The sequence below is a fragment of the Cobetia sp. QF-1 genome, assembly GCF_002213105.1.
In the GTDB taxonomy this organism is placed as follows: domain Bacteria; phylum Pseudomonadota; class Gammaproteobacteria; order Pseudomonadales; family Halomonadaceae; genus Cobetia; species Cobetia crustatorum.
Window position 1 is genome coordinate 235,627 of the sequence record NZ_NBVS01000002.1, and the last position, 20,037, is coordinate 255,663.

Genomic DNA, 20,037 nt, shown 5'->3' on the forward strand with positions numbered 1-20,037 from the left:
GGTGCTTGTCATACCTTAGCCCATGCAGCGGGCGCGTATCTTGCGCCAGAACTTGCTCGCTGCAAAGTCGTCCAGTCGCGACACCTTTCCTACGCCCTCAAACGCTGATCAGTCGCCTTGCCAGCGGCGCAGAATCAGCGAGGTGTTGATGCCACCGAAGGCGAAGTTGTTGCTCATCACGGTATCTGTCTCGATCTCGCGTCCATCGGCGCGCAGATAATCCAGTGCAGCGCAGCGCGGGTCTACGTTCTCCAGATTGGCGGTGCCGTGGAACCAGCCATCGCGCATCATCTCGATGGCGATCCAGGCTTCAAGTGCGCCACAGGCGCCCAGCGTATGGCCGGTAAAACTCTTGAAGGCGCTGATGGGCGTGCCATCACCGAATACGGCATGAGTCGCGTGACTCTCGGCGATATCGCCGCGCTCGGTGGCGGTGCCGTGGGCGCTGACATAGCCGATATCAGAAGCCGAGACACCGGCATCTTCCAGCGCCATGCGCATGGCGGCTTCCATCATGTTGGCGTCAGGCTGAGTGACGTGGCGGCCATCGGAGTTGGTGCCAAAGCCGAGAATCTCGGCGTGGATGGTCGCGCCGCGCGCGCGGGCGTGCTCCAGCTCTTCCAGAATCAGCGTGCCGGCGCCTTCGCCGATCACCAGCCCATCACGTTCGGCATCGAAGGGGCGAGGTGAGCGCTCTGGATGGTCATTGCAGGTGCTGGTCGCGAACAGGGTGTCGAACACGGCGGCATCGGCGGCAGAGAGTTCTTCACAGCCACCGGCCACCATCGCGGTCTGGCGACCGAAGCGGATGGCCTCATAGGCATAGCCGATGCCCTGGCTGCCGGAAGTGCAGGCGCTGGAGGTGGTGTGAATCCGCCCCTTGATACCCAGGAAGACGCCGATATTGACCGGCGCAGTGTGCGCCATCATGCGGATATAGGAGTTGGCGTTGAGGCCATCGGTGGAGTGGTTGATCAGCATGTTGCCGAAGTCCGCTACCGCGTCTGGCTCACCGGCAGAGGCCCCATAGGCGATGCCCATCTGGCCGCTCTCCTTGAGCGAGCTGTCTGCCAGCCCCGCTGCCTCAAGCGCCAACTCACTGGAACGCGTCGCCAGCTGTGCAACGCGGCCCATGCTGCGTAGTGCGCGGCGGTTATAGTGCTTGGGGAGCGTGAAGTCACTGACGGGCGCGCCGAGACGCGTGTTCAGGCCGTCGTACTTGTCCCACTCCTCGATATAGCGAATGCCGGTATGGCCTGCCTTGAGGTTGGCGCGCAGCGTCGGCCAGTCATTGCCGATCGGCGAGAAGCCATGCATGCCGGTGACGACGACGCGGTGGCCGCGTATGGAAGATGTTGCTGTCATCAGAACATGCCTCCATTGACGGCGATGGTCTGACGCGTGATGTAGCCGGCATCCTTCGAACACAGGAAGGCCACGGTGGCAGCGACTTCTTCTGCCTCACCGGCACGGCGCATCGGAATCATCTTCAGCGCCTCTTCCATCTCGACACCGTCGGTCATCTCGGTATTGATCACGCCTGGCGCGACCGCGTTGACGGTGATACGGCGCTTGGCCAGCTCCACCGCCAGTGCCTTGACGGCACCGATCAGTCCCGCCTTGGCGGCGGAATAATTGACCTGGCCCCGGTTGCCCATCATGCCGGAGACGGACGACATCACGATGATACGGCCCGGCTTGCGGCGGCGCACCAGCGGCATTGCCAGCGGTTTGACCACGTTGTAGAAGCCATCGAGGTTGGTGCGAATCACGCTGTCCCAGTCTTCATCAGTCAGCGCGGGAAAGGCGTTGTCGGCATGAATGCCGGCGTTGCAGATGACGCCGTAATAGCAGCCGTGTGTCTCGATATCGCTTTCAAGCGCCAGCTTGGCCGCGGCGCGGTCTGCGACGTCAAAGCACAGGATGCGCGATTCGCCGCCCAGCGTGGTGATCTCGCGGGCGACCGCTTCGGCAGCGTCACGTCGTGAGCGGCAGTGCAGCACGAGGTTGTAGCCGTCGCGGGCGAGACGCAGTGCGATAGCGCGGCCGATACCGCGACTGGAGCCGGTGACCAGAATCCACTCGCGACTGTGGGTGACAGGGCTGGCGTCAGGGCTGCTATCAGGGATGGCGTCAGAAGAGGGCATGGCAGACATCAGGAATTTCCTTGCAATGAGGCACCGGCAGCATCCTGCTGTCCGGGTGAGGAAAGGGGAGCGTTGGAATCGTTGTTGGTTGAGCTGTCAGTGGAGCTGTCGGCAGCGTCGCTTGGTTCGAAGACATTGACTCCGGCATTGGCGACACGGATACCGTTGTCATCGCTGATCTGTGCCGTGAAGGCACCCAGACCGTTATTGGCGCGATAGTCGAGCTGAACATGAATCTGCCAGCGATGCGCGCAGGCGAAAGCGGCGACCTCACTATTGAAACGGCGGCTGCCGAGCAGAAAGCCGACGCGTGGTGGCTGCCCGCTACGCGCGGCCTGCATGCCAGACCACGCAGCGATGGCCTGTGCCATCCACTCAAGTCCCACCCAGCCGGGAATCACGGACTGGCCGTCGGCGTCAGGTTCGGCGAACAGATCATCCGCAGTGGGGCAGATATCGGCACTCAGCGAGGTATCATCGCAGGCCAGTATGCGGTCCAGCAGGCACATGCCCATCTCATGCGGAACATAGGGGCCAATGTCACAGGGCAGGGTCGGCCAGCTATCCGAGGGCGATGTCAGCATGTAGAAGGCTCCTTGGTCAGCTTGGCAGATGGCTCCGTAAACCGTTCTGTCGAGACTGGATGGCGTTCCAGCACCAGCGAGATATTGTTGCCGCCGAAGGCGAAGGCATTGCTCATCACCCGCAGCGGCGGGGTCTCGGGGCGATCACGGTAGACGATGTTCAGCGCGGCCAGCGCAGGGTCGAGCGCCTGACGCGGCGTGGCATGGGGCGGCAGTCGGCCGTGTTGCAGCGTCAGCCAGCAGAAGGCGGCTTCCAGCGCACCACAGGCTCCCAGCGTGTGGCCGGTCAGTGCCTTGGTCGAGCTGACGGCGGGCATCAGCGTGTGAGCGTCATCTGTGCTTTCTGCGCCTTCGGCGTCTTGGGAAAACAGGCGGCTGATGGCCAGGCTCTCCATCACATCGTTGAGCGGCGTGGCCGTGCCGTGCAGATTGATGTAGTCGATCTCGCTGGGCGAACGCCCGGCATTGGTGAGTGCGGCACGCATCGCGGCCTCGGCACCGCTACCCTCGGGGCAGGGCGCCGAGATGTGATGGGCATCGCTGGATTCGCCTACGCCGGTCAGCTGTATGCCTCCGGATTCCCGCGTGACCACGAACAGCACTGCCGCCTCGCCGAGATTGATGCCATCGCGCGCCGCGCCCAGTGGTAGGCATTCGTTACGACTGACGGCTTCCAAGCTCATGAAACCCTTGACGGTCATGTGGCACAGACTGTCGGCACCGCCAGCAATCACCGCATCACACTGACCAGAGGCCAATAAACGGCGTGCACTGGCGAGTGCCTTGGCGCTGGACGTACAGGCAGTGGAGAGGGTGTAGACCGGCCCGCGCGCACCACTCAGCCAAGCGACGCACTCGGCGGGCGCGCCCAGCTCCTGACGACGATATTCAAAGCTCGTCGGCCAACTATCAGCGCTGTCTGTCCCCTGCGCCACGCTGGCGCGGTGTGCCTCCATCGCGGCTTCCGTTTCGCCGATGCCGGAGGTACTGGTGCCGAGCACCACGCCGATGCGCTCCGGCTTGATGCCTTGCTGACGCAGGGCATCAAGCTCTGGTGTCAGCTGTTCAAACGCCGTTGCCAACAGGCGATTGTTGCGCGAGCGCATGGGTGCCGGCCACTCACTGTCATCCACCAGCGGCGTGGTGACGCGGCCCAGCGGCAGCGGTGTACCGGGACTGAAGTCATCACTGATACGCAACCCACGGCTAGCGCTGAACAGGGCGCTGGAAATCAGCCCGTGATCGGCGCCTAGCGGGCAGACGATACCGGGGCGTGACAGACGGCAGGCGGAGCGGGGGCTTGCGGTATTAGCGCCCAAGCCAGCCGGTGAGGTCGCCGTCGAGCCAGCAGCCGAGGATGAAGCGATATCAGTCATGCGTAGACGGTTCCAGTGAGGCCAGTTCAGGAGAAACGGTGTTGAGAGAAACGGTATTGAGAGAAACGGTATTGAGAGAAACGGTATTGAGAGAATCAGTGTCGAGAGAATCAGTGTTGAAAGAAACAGAGGGCAGTGGTGTCAGCACAAGTACTCGCCCCGATGCGGGATCGCTCAATGAGACACGGCCCTGTGCGTCGCGGTCCAGCTCGGCGATGACGTCATTTCCCTGACGGATGATGCGCCGCGCGGGCTGATTCGGGTGCTGCCAGTCGCCGGCCTGGACCAGCTGCCAGTCAGTGCCCATGAAGGCCTTGTCGATGGCGGCTTGCGGCCAATGCACCCAGCTGATGCGGCGCGCTAGCCAGTCAGCGGTGAAGGGCAGCTTTTCCAGCACGTCGGGGCGCGCATTCTCGAAGCGGCTGCCGTCGTTGTCATGTACCAGCGTCAGCAGGCGCTGGCCCTGCACGCTGAGCAACACCAGTCGCATGGCCTCCGGCGATTGGCGCAGCACTCCGAGCAATGGCGGCAGGCGGGGGGAGGCATCGTCCATCACGGCCTTGCCGTTCTCATCCATACGCTCCATCCGCAGACTCAGACGTTGTGTCGTCGTGTCTTGCAGGCTGGAGAGTGCCGGCATCGGGCTTTGCGCGCTCAGCGGTTGTGGGGCGAACAGGCTGCATCCGCTCAGCAATAGGCTGGCAGCAAGCCCCAGACCAGCGGCGAGCAGCGGTCGGCAGCGCGTGCGCAAGTTACACGCAGCATCAGGGGGGCGCGTCGAGACAGTATCAGCGGAAACAGGCAGGGAGTTCATGACGGTATTTTACCTTTTCTGGCTGCTGGCTGCCGTGTGTCATGCGCACTGGCAGAGAGCGTTGCCAGGGCTGTGAGGCGACGACGGCTGGCACTGACGAAGGGATTCTTTTCATCCCAGGCGTAACCGGCGAGTACGGCGCTGATCATCTGGCGAATACGCAGATGCGGGTCAGGGTGGTAGATGATGTCGGGCAGACGACCGTCATACCAGGCCGTGACGAATTCACGGAATACGTTGATGCCACGGCGCAGCGGTTGCTCGAACTCGCTGGCCCAATCCGGGCGCTGGCTTTCATCGGTGCAGGCCAGTTCGCGCTCGACCAGCGGCATCGCACGCAGCGCTGATTCCAGCGCGATGGTGACACCGGACGAAAATACGGGGTCGAGAAACTCTCCCGCATTGCCGAGCAGGGCATAGCCTGGCCCATGCAGGCGGCTGACATCGGCGCTGTAGCCCCCAAGCGTTTGCACGGCATTGGCGGAGGTGGCGTCACGCAGTAGTTCGTTCAAGCGTGGTTCTTCACGTACCCATTGCCAGAGACGCGCTTCCTTGCTTGTCGTATCGCTGCCATCTGTGCTGTCAGCAACGGCGTCGATCAGCTCACGCGGACCGACCACGCCCAGCGAGGCGCGGCCATGGGTGAACGGAATCAGCCAATACCAGACATCAGGATGTACGGGATGCGAGGCGATCAGGATATTGTCGCGGTGATAGCCTTCGGCAGGCGGCGTGAGGCCTGCGATGCCGTCATGGACATGCCCGAACAGCGCGACGCGTGGCTCCAGACGTGGGTCGCGTTCGAGGGATTCGAGACGCGCCAGCACGCGGCCATAGCCACTGGCATCGAGCACGAAGGCGGCTTCCAGCTCACGGCCATCTTCAAGCGTGAGGCGTGGGCCCTCGTTGCCCTCGGCGGCGCGAAAGCCGTTGACGGTCACACCGAATTCGACCTTGGCACCGTATTCGCGTGCGCCCTCGATCAGGCGCTGGTCAAAGTCAGCACGCTCGATTTGCCAGGTGGTGCCCGGCCCGTCACTGAACTTGTCGCGAAAGTCGATGTGACGATGTTCGCCACGCCGCGTGAAGGCCGCGCCAGTCTTGGGCTGGTAGTCCCCTGCTTCGGCGTAAGGCATCAGTCCACAGGCTTTTAGATGTTGCATGCAGCGTGGCAGCAGGCTCTCGCCAATCGAGAAGCGCGGGAAGTGGCTGCGCTCCAGCACGCGTACGGCATGGCCCGCCCGTGCTAGCCACGCTGCCGCTGCCGCGCCTGCCGGGCCTGCGCCGATGATGATGACCTCTTTTGCTTGATGCCTGCTCAAATCGGTGTGTGAGTCGCGTGCCTTATCCATGGCGTCGTCCCCTGTTGTTATATGGTGTGCGAGCTATCGTGTTGCTGTCATGAGCGAGCGAAGGGCACCAGACACCAGGTGGCGGTCAAGCCCAATAGGCAGGCCAGCCCCAATGCGGCCAATGCCGGTGTCTGGCTGAAGCTCAATAGTCCAAACGCTAGCAGGCTGGAAGCGCACGATAGTGAGATCGCCAGCAGGCTGGCCTGTGAGGCGCGGCGACTGTCTTGTGCAGCAGCTTCGTCTGTTCGTGGGCTGTGTCGGGGCGTCGCAGGGTGCTCGGCACAGAAAATGCCCGCATCAAGACCAATCCCCAGTACCAATAGCAGCCCGAGCAGATGGAACAGATTGAGGCCGATTCCAGCGAGCGTCAGCACCGAGAGTGTCAGTACCAGTCCGCCCAGTGGTGGCAACAGTGCTCGCCAGCTGGCGCGGCGATAGCGCAGCGCCAACAGCAAGCTGATCAGCACGATGGCGCTGCCGACCAACCACGCCATCTCGCTGCGAATTCGCCCCAGCGTGTGGGAGAGACGTGCGACCTGATCGACGTATTCGAGGGTTGGGTCGCCAGCGGCAAGTGTCTCCAGTGCATCACCAGCGGCCGAATTGACGGCGCCGAAGCGCACGATGCCGACGGCTGAATCCTGCTCCTTTAACCACAACCGCTGGCCCATCTCGCCTGCCGGCAGCGCGACCCAGTCAGCAGGCAGCAGTGGGTGTGCATTCTCCAGCGCTTTTTCTGCGCGCTCAACCAGTGCCACCGGCAAGCCTGCCTTGCTGAGCACTTCCGGCAACAGTGTTGTCGTGCGCTCACGCTGGGCACTCAGATTGGCTTCTTGCTGGGCGAGCGTCGGCAGCTGCTGAGCAAGGCTCGCCCAGTGGCCAAGTTCTCCTTCATCGGCAAGTCGCGTCAAGGTTGGCTCCAGCTGATGCAGGCGCTCCAGCAGGGCGGGGCCATCGTCAGCACTCACGATCAGATAGCGCAGGCCATCCGGTTCGGCGAGCAGACGCTGCACCTCACGTTGCTGGTCGATCAGCGTTTGCGGTGACGGATTGAGTTGGGTGAGGCGGTCGTCACTGCGCAGCCCATAAAGACTGATCAGTGCAGCGGCCAACACCAGCGTCAGCAGTGCCCAGCTGCGCTTGCCGGGGATGCAGCGCGCCAGCCATGCGGCACAGCATGCGGCAGGCGAATCTTCGCGAGTCGCCTGTGCCGATAATGCAAGATGCGGCAACCACAGGCGCACGCTCAGCCAGGCACCAATCAATCCCAGCGCAGCGAACATGCCCATCTGGCGCAGGCCGGGCATGGGCGTCAGCGTGATCGCCAGATAAGCGGCCAGACTCGACAGCAGTCCCAATGTCAGGCCCGGCCACAGTCGTGCGAGACTTCCCGCGGGCGCCAGACGGCGCATGCATTCCTGGTGCAGCACATAGTCGATGGAGATGCCGATCAGACTGGCCCCGAACGCCAGTGTCAGCACATGCAGGCTGCCGAAGACCCACCACGTCAGCGGCAGGGCAAACAGGACGCCGGTCGCGACCGGCAACAACAATAGCGGCAGGCGACGCGGCGTGCGGAACACTGCCCACAGCAGTAGCAGGATGCCGATCAGCGAGCCTAGCCCAATGGTCGACATCTCGTGTTTGGCTTGACGTGCACCGGCACTGGCGTGGAACACCAGTCCTGACCGCAGCAGACGTACCTCGGGATAGGCCGCTGTCACGGTGCTTAGCGCCTGTTGCAGTTGCTGCTGGTCTTCCATGGCATAGGCGCTGCCGGTCAGCGTGGCGCTGATCAGGCGATAGCCGGTACTGGCTGGCGTGCCTTCCTGTGCATCAGGGTCGCGCAGCAATAGCTGGCCGCCACTCAGACGCAGATTGTCGGGCGTCAGCATTGCCTGCCAGGCGCTGCCCAGCCCGAACGGATCACGCACCAGATCACGCTGTCCGCCGGGTTGGAAGAGTTGCTTGAGCGCACGCGACTGCCACTGTTCATCATTCAGCGAGCGCAGATCAGGCGCGATCAGCGCCGGTTGTACTTCGGCCGGCAGACGCAGGCTTTCGAGGCTACGGGCGTCATCCAGTGTCGTGAGTGGTGCCAGCGCGTCGCGCAATGCTTTCGCCGCCGCGTCGCGCCTGGCCACTGACGCTTGGCGAGTGTCAGCAGCCCCCAGCAGGATGACCAGCCGAGTGGCGGTGTCATCAAGGGATTCGGCGCGCGCGGCCAGTGGACTGCGCTCCTGCTGGGGCAGCATGGCGGTAATACGGGTATCAATCGCACCTCGCCACGGGCTCTGTGGCACCAGCTTGAGGGCGAGCAGCACGGCACACAGCAGCAGTACGCAGGCCCATCCCCAGCGCCAGCCGCGACGATCAAGGCCCTTGGGAGCTGCGGCTGCGCCTGATTCGGGAGGCGAAGGCGTCATTCAGCGCACTGGCTGCGCGGCGTCAGCGTCAGGTTGAGGCGATCACCATCGGTACTGTTCAGTGTCAGGTGTTCAAGCCAGCTGCTGCCGTCAATCTCGAGGTGCTCGATGGCCTCGGCCAGCTGGGCATTGTTGGGCGTGAGCGTGGCCTGCCAATCCTCCGGCGTGCCCGTGAGCGTGAGATCAAAGTACTCCTCAAGTGCCTGCCAGTCGCCGTGGAAGAAATTGATCAACAGTTCTGCCATGGCTTGCTGGTCCGCGGACAGCTTTTCTCCGTTCGGGCCCTGGCCTGATTCGGGGCGCATCTCGAGACGGTTTTCGATGGGGGACGTGGTTTCCCACACCAGCCCTTCGGGCGAGACGGGATCTCCCAGTAGGGCAAAGTGCCCTTGGCTTTTGACATCGACCCCGACATCTTCCAGCCAGCGCACCTGCTTGAAGTCACCACAGGTTGGTGCGGTGCGCGCCAGTTGTTCGGTCAGTGCGCGCGCGTCAAATTCGGCAGCGTAAGCAGATGGCAGCGATGCGCTGAGCATCACGAGACAGGTAGCCGCCGCAAGGGCGGGTAGGCGAAGCAGGCGTAGCATCATGAGTGAGAGACTCCTGTATGGCCGTTGGCATCCTTCTCCGGCGCGACTTTGGGCAGTGCTTCAGACATCTCTGTCGATTGCTGTTCAGATAGCTGAATCGCTTGCCAGTTCATTAGTCGGTCGGCCAGCACGCGCGGCGAAGCCAGCAGCATCTCGCCATCCTCAAGGCCCACCGCGACCTGCACGCTGTAACCTCGTGTCAGTCGCTTGCCGCTCTCGGCATCGCGAATCACATAGTCGAGCTTGAGGCGGTTCTCCCACTCACGCAGGCGCGCAGTGATCGCGATGCGCTGACCGAAGCGTGCCGGGCCTGCATAGCGCAGGCGCAGATCAATCACCGGCCATGCGAAGCCAGACTCGCGCATCTGCGAGTAGTTGTAGTCGAGCATGTCGAGCAGCTTGCAGCGCGCGATCTCGAGATAGCGCACGTAATGGCCGTGCCAGGCGACTTCCATCATGTCGACGTCGTGGAAGGGCACTTCCATCTCAACCGTGGCGGTCGGCATCGGCGTTTCCGTGGGCTGGTTCATGGCTGTCTGCTCGCTCAGGGCTGTCTGCTCGTTCATGCGTTGGCCTCGCCTGTGCTTAGTGCCCAGTGGCGCTCACGAATGCGCGCGCATAACAGGCGCAGATCGGCTTCCAGTCCATGGTCTTCTTCAAGGCGTGCGATGTCGTGGCGTAGCGCCTCGACAAAGGCGGCCAGCACCGGTGGCGTGCCAGTCTCTCCGGCTAGCGCAGCACGTTGCTCGGTGCCTTGAATCGCGGCATGCAGAGTGGCCGCGGCGACCTGCTCGACCAGCGTCAGTACCCGCAGTGCATCACGCGCGGCGATGGTTCCCATGCTGACCTTGTCCTGATTATGGCACTCGGTGGAGCGTGAGAAGACGCTGGCCGGCATGGTCAGCTTGAGGGCTTCCGCCGTCCAGGCCGAGGCACCGATCTGCACCGCCTTGTAGCCATGGTTGAGCGCTGCGCGTTCCGGTGTGGCACCACTCAGATTGCTGGGCAGGCCGCGGTTGTAGCGACTGTCGACCAATAGCGCCAGCTGGCGATCGAGCAGGTCGGCCAGATTGGCGACCGCTATCTTGAGACTGTCCATCACCATGGCGACATGGCCGCCGTAGAAGTGGCCGCCGTGCAGGATCTTGCCAGCATCGACGTCAATCAGCGGATTGTCGTTGGCGCTGTTGAGTTCGGTTTCGAGGAAGCTGCGCCACCAGTCGAGACTGTCTTCGACCACACCGATGACGTGCGGCGCGCAGCGCGTCGAGTAGCGGTCCTGCAGACGTGGTGAGTTGATCGGTGTGGCATCAACTTCTGGCGCTGCCGGATGCGCGAGATCATCACGCAACCACTGCGCCACGCGTGCCTGACCGGGATGTGGTTTGGCGGCAAACAGGTCAGCGTCGAAGTGGTAGGGATTGCCTTCCAGCGCTTGTACCACCAGTGCAGTGATACGGCTGCTCAGACGACTCAGGTAGGTGGTACGGCTGAAGGCGAGGGCGGCCAGTGCTGTCATCACTGCGGTGCCATTCATCAGTGCCAGCCCCTCCTTGGGACGCAGCACGTAGGGCGTCAGCCCATGTTCAGCGAACACCTCGGCAGTCGGTCGCAGCGCATGGGGTTGATCGGCGGCTGGGCGTATCCACACCTCGCGTTCACCACACAGCACGGCAGCCACGTAAGACAGCGGCGTGAGATCACCGCTGGCGCCGACGGAGCCTTCTTCAGGAATACGCGGCAGTATGTCGTGATTCAGCAGCCAGGTGAGGCGCTCCAGCAGGGCGACGCTGACGCCGGAGACGCCACGACATAGCGAGACGAGGCGCACCATGACGACCGCGCGACTGCTGACCACGTCCAGATTCGCGCCCATGCCGCAGCCGTGGAAGGTATACAGGTGCCGCGGCAGCGCTTCGAGATCGTCAGCACCCTGTACGGCACGCGTCACGGAATCGCCGTAACCGGTCGTCACGCCGTAGACCACGCCTTCTTCTTCCAGCAGCCGCTCCAGCAGTGCCGGGCCGGCCTCGATACGTGCGCGGAAGGTGGGGTCATCACTGAGGCACACCTCAAGGCGACCTTCAGCGACGTCAATCAGTTGTTCGAGGCTGATCTCCCGACCATCGAGAATCAGGGCCGATGAGCTGGCGGTAACAGGCTGTGGCATGACGGAGTTCCAGACGAAAAGAAAAAGTGGCGGAGATCAGGCGTTGTTGTCAGTACTTGGCGTGCTGTCAGTGCTGTCAGTGCTGTCAGTGCTGTCAGGTGCGGGCTCATTGCTGGGCGCCTGATGCCAGAAATCGAAAAAGTTGAACCATTGCAGTGGATGGCGTTTCACGCGTGCTTCGAGATGTTCGGCGTGGCGCTGAATGGCCTGGCGAATCCAGTCCTGGCGTGCGCTGCGCTTGATCTCACGGCTGTCATCAAAGGGCGCAAAGTCGACCCGAAAGCGCGGGTGAGCGCCGCCATGTTCACGCACGCAGCCCAAGGTATAGACGTTACAGCGCAGTAGCGCCGCCAGCATGAAAGGGCCTTCCGGGAAGGGAGCGGACTCACCCAGGAAGTCACAGTGATGCACGCGTGGCTTGAGCGGTGAGGCCGCTGTGTTAACCGCGGCCTCACCGCTCTCGTCCTTGTCAGCCGCGCTTTTATCAGCAGGCGCTGTGCCGGTGGTGGGTGGAATCGACACGCGGTCGGCGGCGATCACCACGAAGCCACCGCGATTGACGCGATCACCCAAGGCCATCGCCGTGGCGGGCGTGATATCACTGACTTCTATTACCTGCGGCGGCTTGCGGCCGGTGGCCTGCTCCAGCAATTGATTGAATTTCTCGGCATGGCGCGTATGGACCAGTGCGCACAGGTCGATGTCATTGCGCTCACCGATCGCATTGATGACATCGAGGTTGCCGTGGTGGGCGACAAGAATGACACCGCCTTCGCGACGCAGTGCTGCCTGGCGCAGGTCTTCCGGGCCGGTGCCGGCGAGTGAGGTGAGAGGAATCTCACCACTCCAGGCGGACACCTTGTCCATCACGGCCTCACCGAACTGCATGAAGTGGGCGAAGCTACGCGCCCAGAGACGCAGGCCGCTGAGTGTGGGCTCGAGACGCGTCAAGTAATCGAAGGAAGCACGCCGTGCACTGCCGCGTAACAGGAAGTACCACACCAGGACGGGAAATAGCGCGATGCGGAACGGCCAGGCGCCCAGTCGGCGGCGAATGACCACCATCAGACGCATGCCGCTCAACGAGCCGGTCTCCGATAAGCGTGACCAATGCGTCATTCGTGCCTCTCTGAAGGAGTAGTGGGACTGTCGTTTGATGCACCACGTGTGCTGAGCGTACGCCACGCAAGCTTGGGTGAGCGCAGTAGCATGCCGAAGAACAACCGGGTATGCATGGCGCTGATCAACAGGTTGTCGTGCCCGGGCCGGAAGTGACTGATGCCATCGGTGGGATAGCTGACCCGCACCGGCAGGTTGGCGACCTCGCCACCGGCCCAATACCAGCGCACCAGTATCTCGGTATCAAAGGACATGCGGTCACCGCAGTCATGCCTCAGCAGCAGGCGATTGGTGGCGGCGATCGGATAAAGGCGCACGCCGCACATGGTGTCGCGGATCGCCAATGACAGCGTGTTTATCCACACCCAGACGTGCGAGGCATAGCGGCCGTAGAAGCGGATGCGCGGCACGCTGGCATCGTATTCGGGATAGCCGATCTGCAGGCAGTCGGGATTTTCCTGCATACCCTTCAGAAAGGCGGGCAGGTCACTGACATCGTGCTGGCCATCAGCATCTATCTGCAGGGCATGCGTAAAGCCGAGCTGCTCGGCAGCGGCAAGGCCGCTACGCACCGCCGCGCCCTTGCCGCCATTGTGCTTGCGACGCACCAGGTGATGGCCTGCGGCAGCCAGTTGATCCAGCACCTCGGCACACGGCGCATTGCAGCCATCGTCGATCAGCACGATGGGCATCCCGAGCGGTGCAAGACCGGCACAGACTCTCGCGATGGTAGCGGGATGGTTGTAGACCGGAATGATCACGCAGGGGCGTAGGCATTCATCTTCGGCTGGCAAGGGCGCGTGAGACTGGCTCATGACGCCTCCTGTGAGTGTGCAGGCGGCTGGGAGGATAGAGATGTCGGTGACTGCCTGAATGATGATTCAGATAGCGGCGATGCACCACTGACGCTATAGCGCAAGCGACCGCTGGCATGCAGCCCGGCGCTGGAGGCGAGGCGGAAGTCGATGCGCAGCCCGTGGCTATCATGAGTCAATGTGGCGTCGAGCGTGAAGCGCATGCCCGGTAGCAACAGGCTGGAGAACTTGATGCGTTCCAGTCGAATTAAGCGCGCTTCGTCGACTTGCTGGCCATCGAGATGCAGACGTTTGCCGAGATCGCGTGCCCACTTGAGCATCACCACACCGGGCACCAACGGCTGTTGTGCAAAATGGCCTTCGAGGTAGATCAGGCTGTCAGGTACCTCGGCCTCCAGCGTCAGTTGCTCTGGCCCACTCGAGCGCTCGCCTAGCCAGCGTGGCAGGCGGTGATCGTCGAGATCAGCAAACAGGCGTGCGATTGCCTCACTGGTGAACTTGCCTTGAGCATTGAGTGGCAAGCGAGTGACGAAACGCCAGTAGCGCGGTAACGCGATGCGCTCGAAGGCTGGCATCAGCGCACGTCGCAAATGCGCAATGAGTGCGCGGCGGGTGTTGTGATCGTGCGGGAGTGCGTCCGGTGCCATGACGATCACGGCGCCGAGACGATGCTCGCGGGTGGGCATCGGCAGGCAGCGTACTTCCAGTACATCCGACTGCTCGTTCAGGCAGCGTTCCACCGCGCTCAGTGAGATACGTTTGCCGGCCAGCTTGACCAGTCGATCACTGCGCCCGAGTAGACGAAAGCGCTGCTGGCCGTCTTGGTACTTCTGTTCGCAGACTTCCGCTCTGTCGGCCTGTGGCCACCATTCGGTGGGCATATCGAGGAACGGTGAGCGTAACCAGAGGCTGCTGGCTGGCGTCGGTGCCTCTTGGCTGGAAATATTTTCTTGGCCCTCGTCAGAAAAACGCAGCTCCACGCACGGCAGGGGGCTCCACTCTGCACCGTCACGTTGACGACGCTGGGCGATTCCACCGGTCTCGGTGCTGCCGTAAATCTCGATGATCGGCGCGTGAAGACTGATTTCAGCATGGCGGGCGGCGGCTTCAGGCAGCGGTGCACCTGACGAGAATACACGTAATACCTGGCCAGCCTCAGCGGTGGTTATCTGCGGTAGGCGTGCCAGCTGCGCCGGTGAACTGATCACCTGACAACGATAGCCTTGGCTTGCGAGCTGGCTGATGGCCGCACTGAGCTGCTCTGGATAGTGGCAGGCTTCACTGAGAAACGGCACGCCTGTACATAGCGGACGCAACAGTGCTGTCAGCAGGCCGTAGATATGCTGATGGCTGACCTGACTGAGACTGACCTGGCCATTGGCGGTATCCGCCAATGGCCACAGCTGCTGATGGATGGCCAGCTCGGCGTCGAGTTGGTCGAAGCGCTTGGCGATACGCAGCGGTTCACCCGTCGAGCCGGAGGTGCACAGTTCCAGTGCCAGTTGATCGGGGGCGAGCGGTATATGAGCTGTTGGGACTATGTGCGATTTGCTTGGCGGGTTGCCGGACTGATCAGCCTGCTGCGGCCAGCCATCCACGGTAGTCGTGGGTAGCTGGCCCGCACTGATCTCGCGTAGCCGAGCCAGTGTCTCGGGGCGGTCATCACCGGGTAGTACGGCGAGCATGCCGCGCTCCCACACGGCCAACAGCTGAACGCAGGCTCCTAACGTGGTGCTCTGAAACAGGACCCAGCGTGCGCCGGGCTGGCTCGCGGGCTGACGGTCAAGCCATTGCTGCCAAGCATCGACGCGCGCCATCAGGTCGGCACGGCTCAGCGCGGTCAGCGGCTGACCGGGAGTGGCCAGCCAACACGCCGTGGCATCCGGCGCCTGGCGTGCGTGGCGGCGCCAGCTCAGTTGACTAAGCGGGTGCGTGTGGTGGCAAGCGTCAGACGTGTGAGGCAAGAAAGACATCAGGGATGCGAGCTCCGCAGGCGGCGGCGAACCAGCCATTCGCCGCTGAACAGAAGGCCCATCAGGGCGTAACTGATCAGGCCGTTGTAAAGAGTCCAGGTCGCGAGGTCGGCATACAGTGCCGTCCAGCTGGCGATGCTGGCATTGAAGATGAAGAAGCCACACCACACGCGAGTGACCTGACGGGTATAGCGCACGCCCGCTGGCGGAAGATCCGGCTCCTGCAGGCGTGCGAGACGCTCGATCACCGGCATGCCGTGCCACAGACTGGTCGCGAACACGCTGAGCATGGCCAGATTGACCAATACCGGATAGGCGCGCAGGCCCAGTTCGGCCTCGCTCAGGACACTGACACCGACCAGCAGGCCTGCAAGCCCTAGCCTGAGAGGCCAGGCGATGGGCAGGCGCTGCATCAGCACGGCACCGAAGACGATCAGCGCCCAGATCCACGGTGAGGCATGTCCGCTGGCAGTGGCTGAGCTGGCCGTTGCTGAGTCCATGGCGGACGTTGCTGTCAGTCGTGACAGCAGGGCATAGACCAGCAATGGCCAGCACAGCGCCGCCACCACCCCTAATGCGCTGAGCAGAACGGTCAGCAGGGGACGGCGGCGGTGATTGCCAGTGGACAGCGGCTTCATGCCTGGCGCTGCATCAGGTTTTCGACGGCGTTGACCACATCATTCAGCGTGCGCACGCTTTTGAAGTCGTTGGCTTCAATGCGTCGGCCGGTGAACTTCTTGAGCTCGACCACCAGATCGACGGCATCAATGCTATCGATGTCGAGGTCTTCATAAAGACGGGCTTCGGGATGGATGTCGTCGGCCTCGATCTCGAATAGTTCGATCAGAGTGCTGCGTACATGGGCGTAAATATCGTCACGGGTGACGGTAGTGTGTTCAGCGCTCACGACGAGCCTCCACCAGTGCACGCAGGGCATTCAGGCTTGCGAAGTGGGTGCGTGTGTCTTCGGCCTCGGCATCCAACGTGATGCCGTAGTGCTTCTGCAGCGCAAGGCCCAGTTCGAGGGCGTCAATGGAGTCGAGCCCAAGGCCGTCAATGAAGAGTGGTTCGTCGGCGACGATATCGTCGGCGGTGATATCTTCAAGCTCCAACGTGTCGATGATCAGTTGCTTGAGTTCAAGTTCAAGCGTCGGCGTATCGCTCATGAAATATCCTCTGGTCGGCTAATGCGAAGGCGGTGGGTTACGAGCGTTGGAAAATTGTCAGCTCGTTGGCGAATTGTGTGGCCAGTTGGCGGGTCAGCTGGCGGGCATCGCGTGATAGTGGTGTCGGTGGGCTAGCGCTGGCTGTGTTCTGTGATGTTGCTGGTGACACCTCTGATGCAGTACGTGATGACATGTTTGATGAAATATCAGGTAGCACCTTGAAACGCAGCATCACGCGCCGCTTGGGAATGTGGTACCAGGGCTCACCCTTGGTCAGGGTGCTCGGTTGGCAATCAATTAGCACTGGCGTGATATCGCTGGGCGTGCGCAGCGCGATGTTGGCGGCACCACGGCGAAACTTGAGCGCTCGGCCAGGCACACTGCGGGTACCTTCAGGAAACAGGATCAGAGCATTGCCGCGTGCCAGGCTGTCACGCGCGGCGTCGAGCACGGTTTCTGGCTCGCTGTTGGTGATATAACCCGCGGCGCGAATGGGGCCGCGCGTGAAGATATTGCGTGCCAGTCTTCCCTTAACGACGCAATCGGCATGTGGGATCAGCGCCAGCAGAAAGACGACATCAATCAGTGTCGGATGATTGGCCAGTACCAGCAGGCCAGGGCGCTGGAGGCGTTCGCATTCAGATAGCTGATAATCGAGCACGCCAAGACCGCGCATCAGGCCGACGAAGCCGCGCATGCAGTGATGAATGACGCTACGTGCCAGTCGTTGGCAGTGTGCATCATCGCGAATCAGTAACGTGAGTAGCGGCAATAGCACGCCCAGCAGCACACCACCGATTCCGAAGGCGGTGAAACTGACAGCGGTGGCGATACCACGCCATAGGCGTCCGGGAGGTGAGGAGAGCGTGAGGTGCATCAGTCGTGATCAGGTGCTGGGTGAGGAGCCACCAGCTGCCAGTGCTGGCGGCGGCAGGTGAGGGTGGCCTCGGGAAGGTGCTCGGCCTGCTCCAGCCAGTGAATCACTTCAAGCGGTGTTGGGGCGTTGGGCGAGTGAGTTGTCTGACTGGCCGCCGGACTGACTGGGCTGGCGGACAGCTCAGCGCTGCCGACACCTGTGACGGTCGAGCGACTCAGGCGCATCGCCACTGCAGAGGCATGTGCTGGATAGTCGCCGTGATGAATGAAGGCGTCTGGTGCGGCGATATCGGAGAACAACACGATGACTTCATCGCGTTCAGTCAGATAGCCGAGGGCTTCGCTCATCATGGCCTCGAATTCGTCACCGCAGGCAGCGACGGCCTCGAGAGGCTGGTGGGACTGGCTGACGATGGAGTACAACCCGAGGATAGCGTTGTGTACCGAAAGCGAAAAGCGCGCAGGAGACAACGCCTCGTCAGGCTGGGTGGCAGCGTCGAGCAGGGCGAGAATTCTGGTGGTGTCGCCGTGACGCGAGGCGTGAATCACCGGCAGATTGGCGTGCGGGTCCAGTGCAGATAGCAGTGTGCAGCATGCCTGGCCCACCGAACTCAGTCGGCGGCGCAGCATGGCGGGCACTTGCTCGGCACGCGGGGTAGGGGTGATCTCGACACGGCTGTCATGTGCGGTGCGGGTCGCACTCGCCTGCCAGGCTCGCCAGTCAGTCAGATGCATGAAGTGTCTGTCCGTGAACGCATCGTTGCCATATTGGGTTCTCAGTGTAACGTACGGGAGATCGACAGCCCAAGCAGGCGTGCGGTTGCACTCTCCAGAGCACGCTTGTTACCCGTGCGTCAGAGGGACAATCCTGTCATCCGGGCGATGTCATTGTCGGCGAGACTGGACAGGCGCTGGCGACGGTGTAGGGTATCGCCGCATTGCTGGTGCACCAGACACTATCGCCTGCGTAAGTCGGAAAGAAACAATAGTACGTGAAGCGCCGAGATGAGGCGCCACCAGTGTGATGGGAACGAAAGATGAGGACGTAGCATGACGTTGATCATACGCGGGTCAAGGGCATGAGTTCGCCGCTGGAGTCGACGGTGGGCTGGCGAAAAATGCGGATTGTACGGCATCTGCAGCTTGATGAATGGTTACCGGTGATCAGGATTCTCGGTCTGCTGCTGTGTGTAGTCGCCGTGATGATGCTCGTGCCGTTGTTTATCCTGCTCAAGGAGGATGACGGTGATGCGAGGGCCTTCCTGATATCGCTGGGTATCACGCTCGGCTCGGCGGTGCTGATGCTGGCGATCTCGCGCAAGGTGGAGCTGGAGCTCAAGCCGCGCGCGATGTTCGTGCTGACGACCTTGAGTTGGGTGCTGGTATCGGCGTATTCCAGTCTGCCGCTGGTGTTCGGCGCGCCGCATCTGGAGGTGACCGATGCGGTCTTCGAATCGGTCTCGGCGATCACGACGACCGGCTCGACCGTGATGAGCAACATTGAAGGCCTCTCGGATGGCCTGAAGCTGTGGCGTGGCTTGATGCAGTGGATTGGGGGCATCGGCATCATCGTGATGGCGATTGCCATCCTGCCCTTCCTGAAGGTGGGTGGAATGCGTTTGTTTCAGACCGAGTCGTCTGACTGGTCTGACAAGGTATTGCCGCGTGCTGGCGGCGTGGCCAAGGCGATCGGGCTGGTCTATGTCGGCCTGACCCTGCTGGCAATACTGACCTACTGGCTAGGCGGAATGGACGGGCTGGACGCCGTGGTACACGGCATGACCTCACTGGCGACCGGCGGCTTTGCCAATTACGACAGCTCGATGGGCGTCTACTCGGACCGGCCGCACCTGTTGTGGATGGCATCCTTCTTCATGCTGCTGGGGGCGCTCCCCTTTGTGCTGTTCATTCGCGCCTGGCAGGACCGTGCCGGTGTGCTGTGGTGCGACGCTCAGGTGCGTGGCTTCTTGCGTCTATTAGGCTGGGTGATTGCGGCGTTGACACTCTATCGCGTCATCAATGGCGAGGCGCTATTCACGGCGCTGACGCAGGTGACGTTCAATGTCATTTCGGTCGTGACGACGACCGGCTATGCCAGTGATGACTACAGTGCATGGGGTCCGTTTGCGGTAGTGGCCTTCTTCTATCTGACCTTCGTCGGTGGCTGCAGTGGCTCCACCAGTGGTGGCATGAAGATCTTCCGCCTGCAGATCGGCCTGATCATGCTCGGCAATCATCTGCGTTCACTGATACATGCCAATGGCGTGTTCTCGCAGCGCTACAACGGACGTGCCTTGCCGGATGAGGTAGTTCGCGCGGTCATCGCATTCTCGTTCTTCTTCTTCATCACCATCGGCGGACTGGCGCTGGCACTGTCCTTTATCGGGCTTGATTTGATCACCGCCGTTACGGGTGCCGCGACAGCAGTCACCAATGTGGGTCCAGGGCTCGGTGACATCATTGGCCCGGCGGGTAATTTTTCGACGCTGCCTGACAGTGCCAAGTGGTTGCTGTGCATTGGCATGTTGATGGGACGTCTCGAGATACTGACCGTGCTGGTGCTGTTCTCGCCCAGTTTCTGGCGTAAGTAACTCGCTTCATCATGGTGGCCATGAAGAACGTCGATCAT

19 protein-coding genes are annotated in these 20,037 nt (G+C 62.2%); 1 reads left to right on the top strand and 18 read right to left on the bottom strand.

The annotated features are described in order from the left end of the window. Positions 1 to 108 precede the first annotated feature (108 nt). From CFN46_RS04310 to CFN46_RS04395, 18 genes are read right to left on the bottom strand one after another with little or no spacing between them, the layout of a single operon-like run. A complete protein-coding gene (locus CFN46_RS04310) occupies positions 109 to 1,365 on the bottom strand; it encodes a beta-ketoacyl-ACP synthase (RefSeq protein WP_024951045.1) in 1,257 nt (418 codons plus the stop codon). Continuing rightward, complete coding sequence (fabG, locus tag CFN46_RS04315) at positions 1,365 to 2,156, bottom strand: 3-oxoacyl-ACP reductase FabG (protein WP_369597140.1); 792 nt, start codon at positions 2,154 to 2,156, stop codon at positions 1,365 to 1,367. Before fabG ends, CFN46_RS04310 begins: the two co-directional genes overlap by 1 nt. Further along, complete coding sequence (locus CFN46_RS04320; RefSeq protein WP_176426408.1) at positions 2,156 to 2,731, bottom strand: hypothetical protein; 576 nt, start codon at positions 2,729 to 2,731, stop codon at positions 2,156 to 2,158. Before CFN46_RS04320 ends, fabG begins: the two co-directional genes overlap by 1 nt. Continuing rightward, positions 2,725 to 4,107, bottom strand: a complete 1,383-nt coding sequence (locus tag CFN46_RS04325) for a beta-ketoacyl-ACP synthase (RefSeq protein ID WP_088742802.1) — start codon at positions 4,105 to 4,107, stop codon at positions 2,725 to 2,727. The genes CFN46_RS04320 and CFN46_RS04325 overlap by 7 nt, the downstream gene beginning before the upstream one ends. Further along, complete coding sequence (locus tag CFN46_RS04330) at positions 4,100 to 4,921, bottom strand: DUF3261 domain-containing protein (protein ID WP_088742803.1); 822 nt, start codon at positions 4,919 to 4,921, stop codon at positions 4,100 to 4,102. Before CFN46_RS04330 ends, CFN46_RS04325 begins: the two co-directional genes overlap by 8 nt. After that, a complete protein-coding gene (locus tag CFN46_RS04335; RefSeq protein WP_088742804.1) occupies positions 4,918 to 6,273 on the bottom strand; it encodes an NAD(P)/FAD-dependent oxidoreductase in 1,356 nt (451 codons plus the stop codon). The genes CFN46_RS04330 and CFN46_RS04335 overlap by 4 nt, the downstream gene beginning before the upstream one ends. Positions 6,274 to 6,320: 47 nt before the next feature. Beyond that, the gene (locus tag CFN46_RS04340) at positions 6,321 to 8,699 is read right to left on the bottom strand and encodes an MMPL family transporter (protein ID WP_176426409.1); all 2,379 of its coding nucleotides are present in this window, start codon (positions 8,697 to 8,699) and stop codon (positions 6,321 to 6,323) included. Beyond that, positions 8,696 to 9,289 (bottom strand): LolA-related protein, encoded by a 594-nt coding sequence (locus CFN46_RS04345; RefSeq protein WP_088742805.1) that lies wholly within the window; start codon positions 9,287 to 9,289, stop codon positions 8,696 to 8,698. Before CFN46_RS04345 ends, CFN46_RS04340 begins: the two co-directional genes overlap by 4 nt. Further along, positions 9,286 to 9,855, bottom strand: a complete 570-nt coding sequence (locus CFN46_RS04350) for an acyl-CoA thioesterase (RefSeq protein ID WP_342778941.1) — start codon at positions 9,853 to 9,855, stop codon at positions 9,286 to 9,288. Before CFN46_RS04350 ends, CFN46_RS04345 begins: the two co-directional genes overlap by 4 nt. After that, entirely contained in the window at positions 9,852 to 11,459 is a 1,608-nt protein-coding gene (gene hutH, locus CFN46_RS04355) for a histidine ammonia-lyase (RefSeq protein ID WP_088742806.1), read from the bottom strand. The genes CFN46_RS04350 and hutH overlap by 4 nt, the downstream gene beginning before the upstream one ends. Before the next feature lie 36 nt (positions 11,460 to 11,495). Continuing rightward, the gene (locus CFN46_RS04360) at positions 11,496 to 12,578 is read right to left on the bottom strand and encodes a glycosyl transferase (RefSeq protein ID WP_176426410.1); all 1,083 of its coding nucleotides are present in this window, start codon (positions 12,576 to 12,578) and stop codon (positions 11,496 to 11,498) included. Next, positions 12,575 to 13,393, bottom strand: coding sequence for a glycosyltransferase family 2 protein (locus tag CFN46_RS04365; RefSeq protein ID WP_088742807.1), 819 nt, complete (start codon positions 13,391 to 13,393; stop codon positions 12,575 to 12,577). Before CFN46_RS04365 ends, CFN46_RS04360 begins: the two co-directional genes overlap by 4 nt. After that, positions 13,390 to 15,366: an AMP-binding protein gene (locus tag CFN46_RS04370; RefSeq protein WP_254918403.1), complete on the bottom strand. Its 1,977-nt coding sequence runs from the start codon at positions 15,364 to 15,366 to the stop codon at positions 13,390 to 13,392. The genes CFN46_RS04365 and CFN46_RS04370 overlap by 4 nt, the downstream gene beginning before the upstream one ends. Then, complete coding sequence (locus tag CFN46_RS04375) at positions 15,366 to 16,004, bottom strand: hypothetical protein (protein WP_254918404.1); 639 nt, start codon at positions 16,002 to 16,004, stop codon at positions 15,366 to 15,368. The genes CFN46_RS04370 and CFN46_RS04375 overlap by 1 nt, the downstream gene beginning before the upstream one ends. After that, positions 16,001 to 16,273, bottom strand: coding sequence for an acyl carrier protein (locus CFN46_RS04380; RefSeq protein ID WP_024951058.1), 273 nt, complete (start codon positions 16,271 to 16,273; stop codon positions 16,001 to 16,003). The genes CFN46_RS04375 and CFN46_RS04380 overlap by 4 nt, the downstream gene beginning before the upstream one ends. Beyond that, a complete protein-coding gene (locus CFN46_RS04385; protein WP_024951059.1) occupies positions 16,263 to 16,532 on the bottom strand; it encodes a phosphopantetheine-binding protein in 270 nt (89 codons plus the stop codon). The genes CFN46_RS04380 and CFN46_RS04385 overlap by 11 nt, the downstream gene beginning before the upstream one ends. Positions 16,533 to 16,569: 37 nt before the next feature. Then, positions 16,570 to 17,409, bottom strand: coding sequence for a 1-acyl-sn-glycerol-3-phosphate acyltransferase (locus CFN46_RS04390; protein ID WP_088742808.1), 840 nt, complete (start codon positions 17,407 to 17,409; stop codon positions 16,570 to 16,572). Continuing rightward, entirely contained in the window at positions 17,409 to 18,143 is a 735-nt protein-coding gene (locus tag CFN46_RS04395) for a beta-ketoacyl synthase chain length factor (RefSeq protein WP_024951061.1), read from the bottom strand. Before CFN46_RS04395 ends, CFN46_RS04390 begins: the two co-directional genes overlap by 1 nt. A gap of 383 nt (positions 18,144 to 18,526) precedes the next feature. On the opposite strand from CFN46_RS04395, the gene CFN46_RS04400 reads away from it, so the two are divergent. Beyond that, complete coding sequence (locus CFN46_RS04400; protein WP_088742809.1) at positions 18,527 to 19,999, top strand: TrkH family potassium uptake protein; 1,473 nt, start codon at positions 18,527 to 18,529, stop codon at positions 19,997 to 19,999. The last annotated feature ends 38 nt before the right edge of the window (positions 20,000 to 20,037 follow it).

Excerpts from the sequence above, each read along its gene's own strand:
- CFN46_RS04335 (WP_088742804.1), bottom strand. The coding sequence starts at position 6,273 with ATGGATAAGGCACGCGACTCACACACCGATTTGAGCAGGCATCAAGCA.
- CFN46_RS04325 (WP_088742802.1), bottom strand. The coding sequence starts at position 4,107 with ATGACTGATATCGCTTCATCCTCGGCTGCTGGCTCGACGGCGACCTCA.
- CFN46_RS04400 (WP_088742809.1), top strand. The coding sequence starts at position 18,527 with ATGCGGATTGTACGGCATCTGCAGCTTGATGAATGGTTACCGGTGATC.
- CFN46_RS04345 (WP_088742805.1), bottom strand. The coding sequence starts at position 9,289 with ATGATGCTACGCCTGCTTCGCCTACCCGCCCTTGCGGCGGCTACCTGT.
- CFN46_RS04310 (WP_024951045.1), bottom strand. The coding sequence starts at position 1,365 with ATGACAGCAACATCTTCCATACGCGGCCACCGCGTCGTCGTCACCGGC.
- CFN46_RS04385 (WP_024951059.1), bottom strand. The coding sequence starts at position 16,532 with ATGAGCGATACGCCGACGCTTGAACTTGAACTCAAGCAACTGATCATC.
- CFN46_RS04365 (WP_088742807.1), bottom strand. The coding sequence starts at position 13,393 with ATGAGCCAGTCTCACGCGCCCTTGCCAGCCGAAGATGAATGCCTACGC.
- fabG (WP_369597140.1), bottom strand. The coding sequence starts at position 2,156 with ATGTCTGCCATGCCCTCTTCTGACGCCATCCCTGATAGCAGCCCTGAC.
- CFN46_RS04340 (WP_176426409.1), bottom strand. The coding sequence starts at position 8,699 with ATGACGCCTTCGCCTCCCGAATCAGGCGCAGCCGCAGCTCCCAAGGGC.
- CFN46_RS04375 (WP_254918404.1), bottom strand. The coding sequence starts at position 16,004 with ATGAAGCCGCTGTCCACTGGCAATCACCGCCGCCGTCCCCTGCTGACC.
- CFN46_RS04390 (WP_088742808.1), bottom strand. The coding sequence starts at position 17,409 with ATGCACCTCACGCTCTCCTCACCTCCCGGACGCCTATGGCGTGGTATC.
- CFN46_RS04370 (WP_254918403.1), bottom strand. The coding sequence starts at position 15,366 with ATGTCTTTCTTGCCTCACACGTCTGACGCTTGCCACCACACGCACCCG.
- CFN46_RS04350 (WP_342778941.1), bottom strand. The coding sequence starts at position 9,855 with ATGAACGAGCAGACAGCCCTGAGCGAGCAGACAGCCATGAACCAGCCC.
- CFN46_RS04320 (WP_176426408.1), bottom strand. The coding sequence starts at position 2,731 with ATGCTGACATCGCCCTCGGATAGCTGGCCGACCCTGCCCTGTGACATT.
- CFN46_RS04360 (WP_176426410.1), bottom strand. The coding sequence starts at position 12,578 with ATGACGCATTGGTCACGCTTATCGGAGACCGGCTCGTTGAGCGGCATG.
- CFN46_RS04330 (WP_088742803.1), bottom strand. The coding sequence starts at position 4,921 with ATGAACTCCCTGCCTGTTTCCGCTGATACTGTCTCGACGCGCCCCCCT.
- CFN46_RS04395 (WP_024951061.1), bottom strand. The coding sequence starts at position 18,143 with ATGCATCTGACTGACTGGCGAGCCTGGCAGGCGAGTGCGACCCGCACC.
- hutH (WP_088742806.1), bottom strand. The coding sequence starts at position 11,459 with ATGCCACAGCCTGTTACCGCCAGCTCATCGGCCCTGATTCTCGATGGT.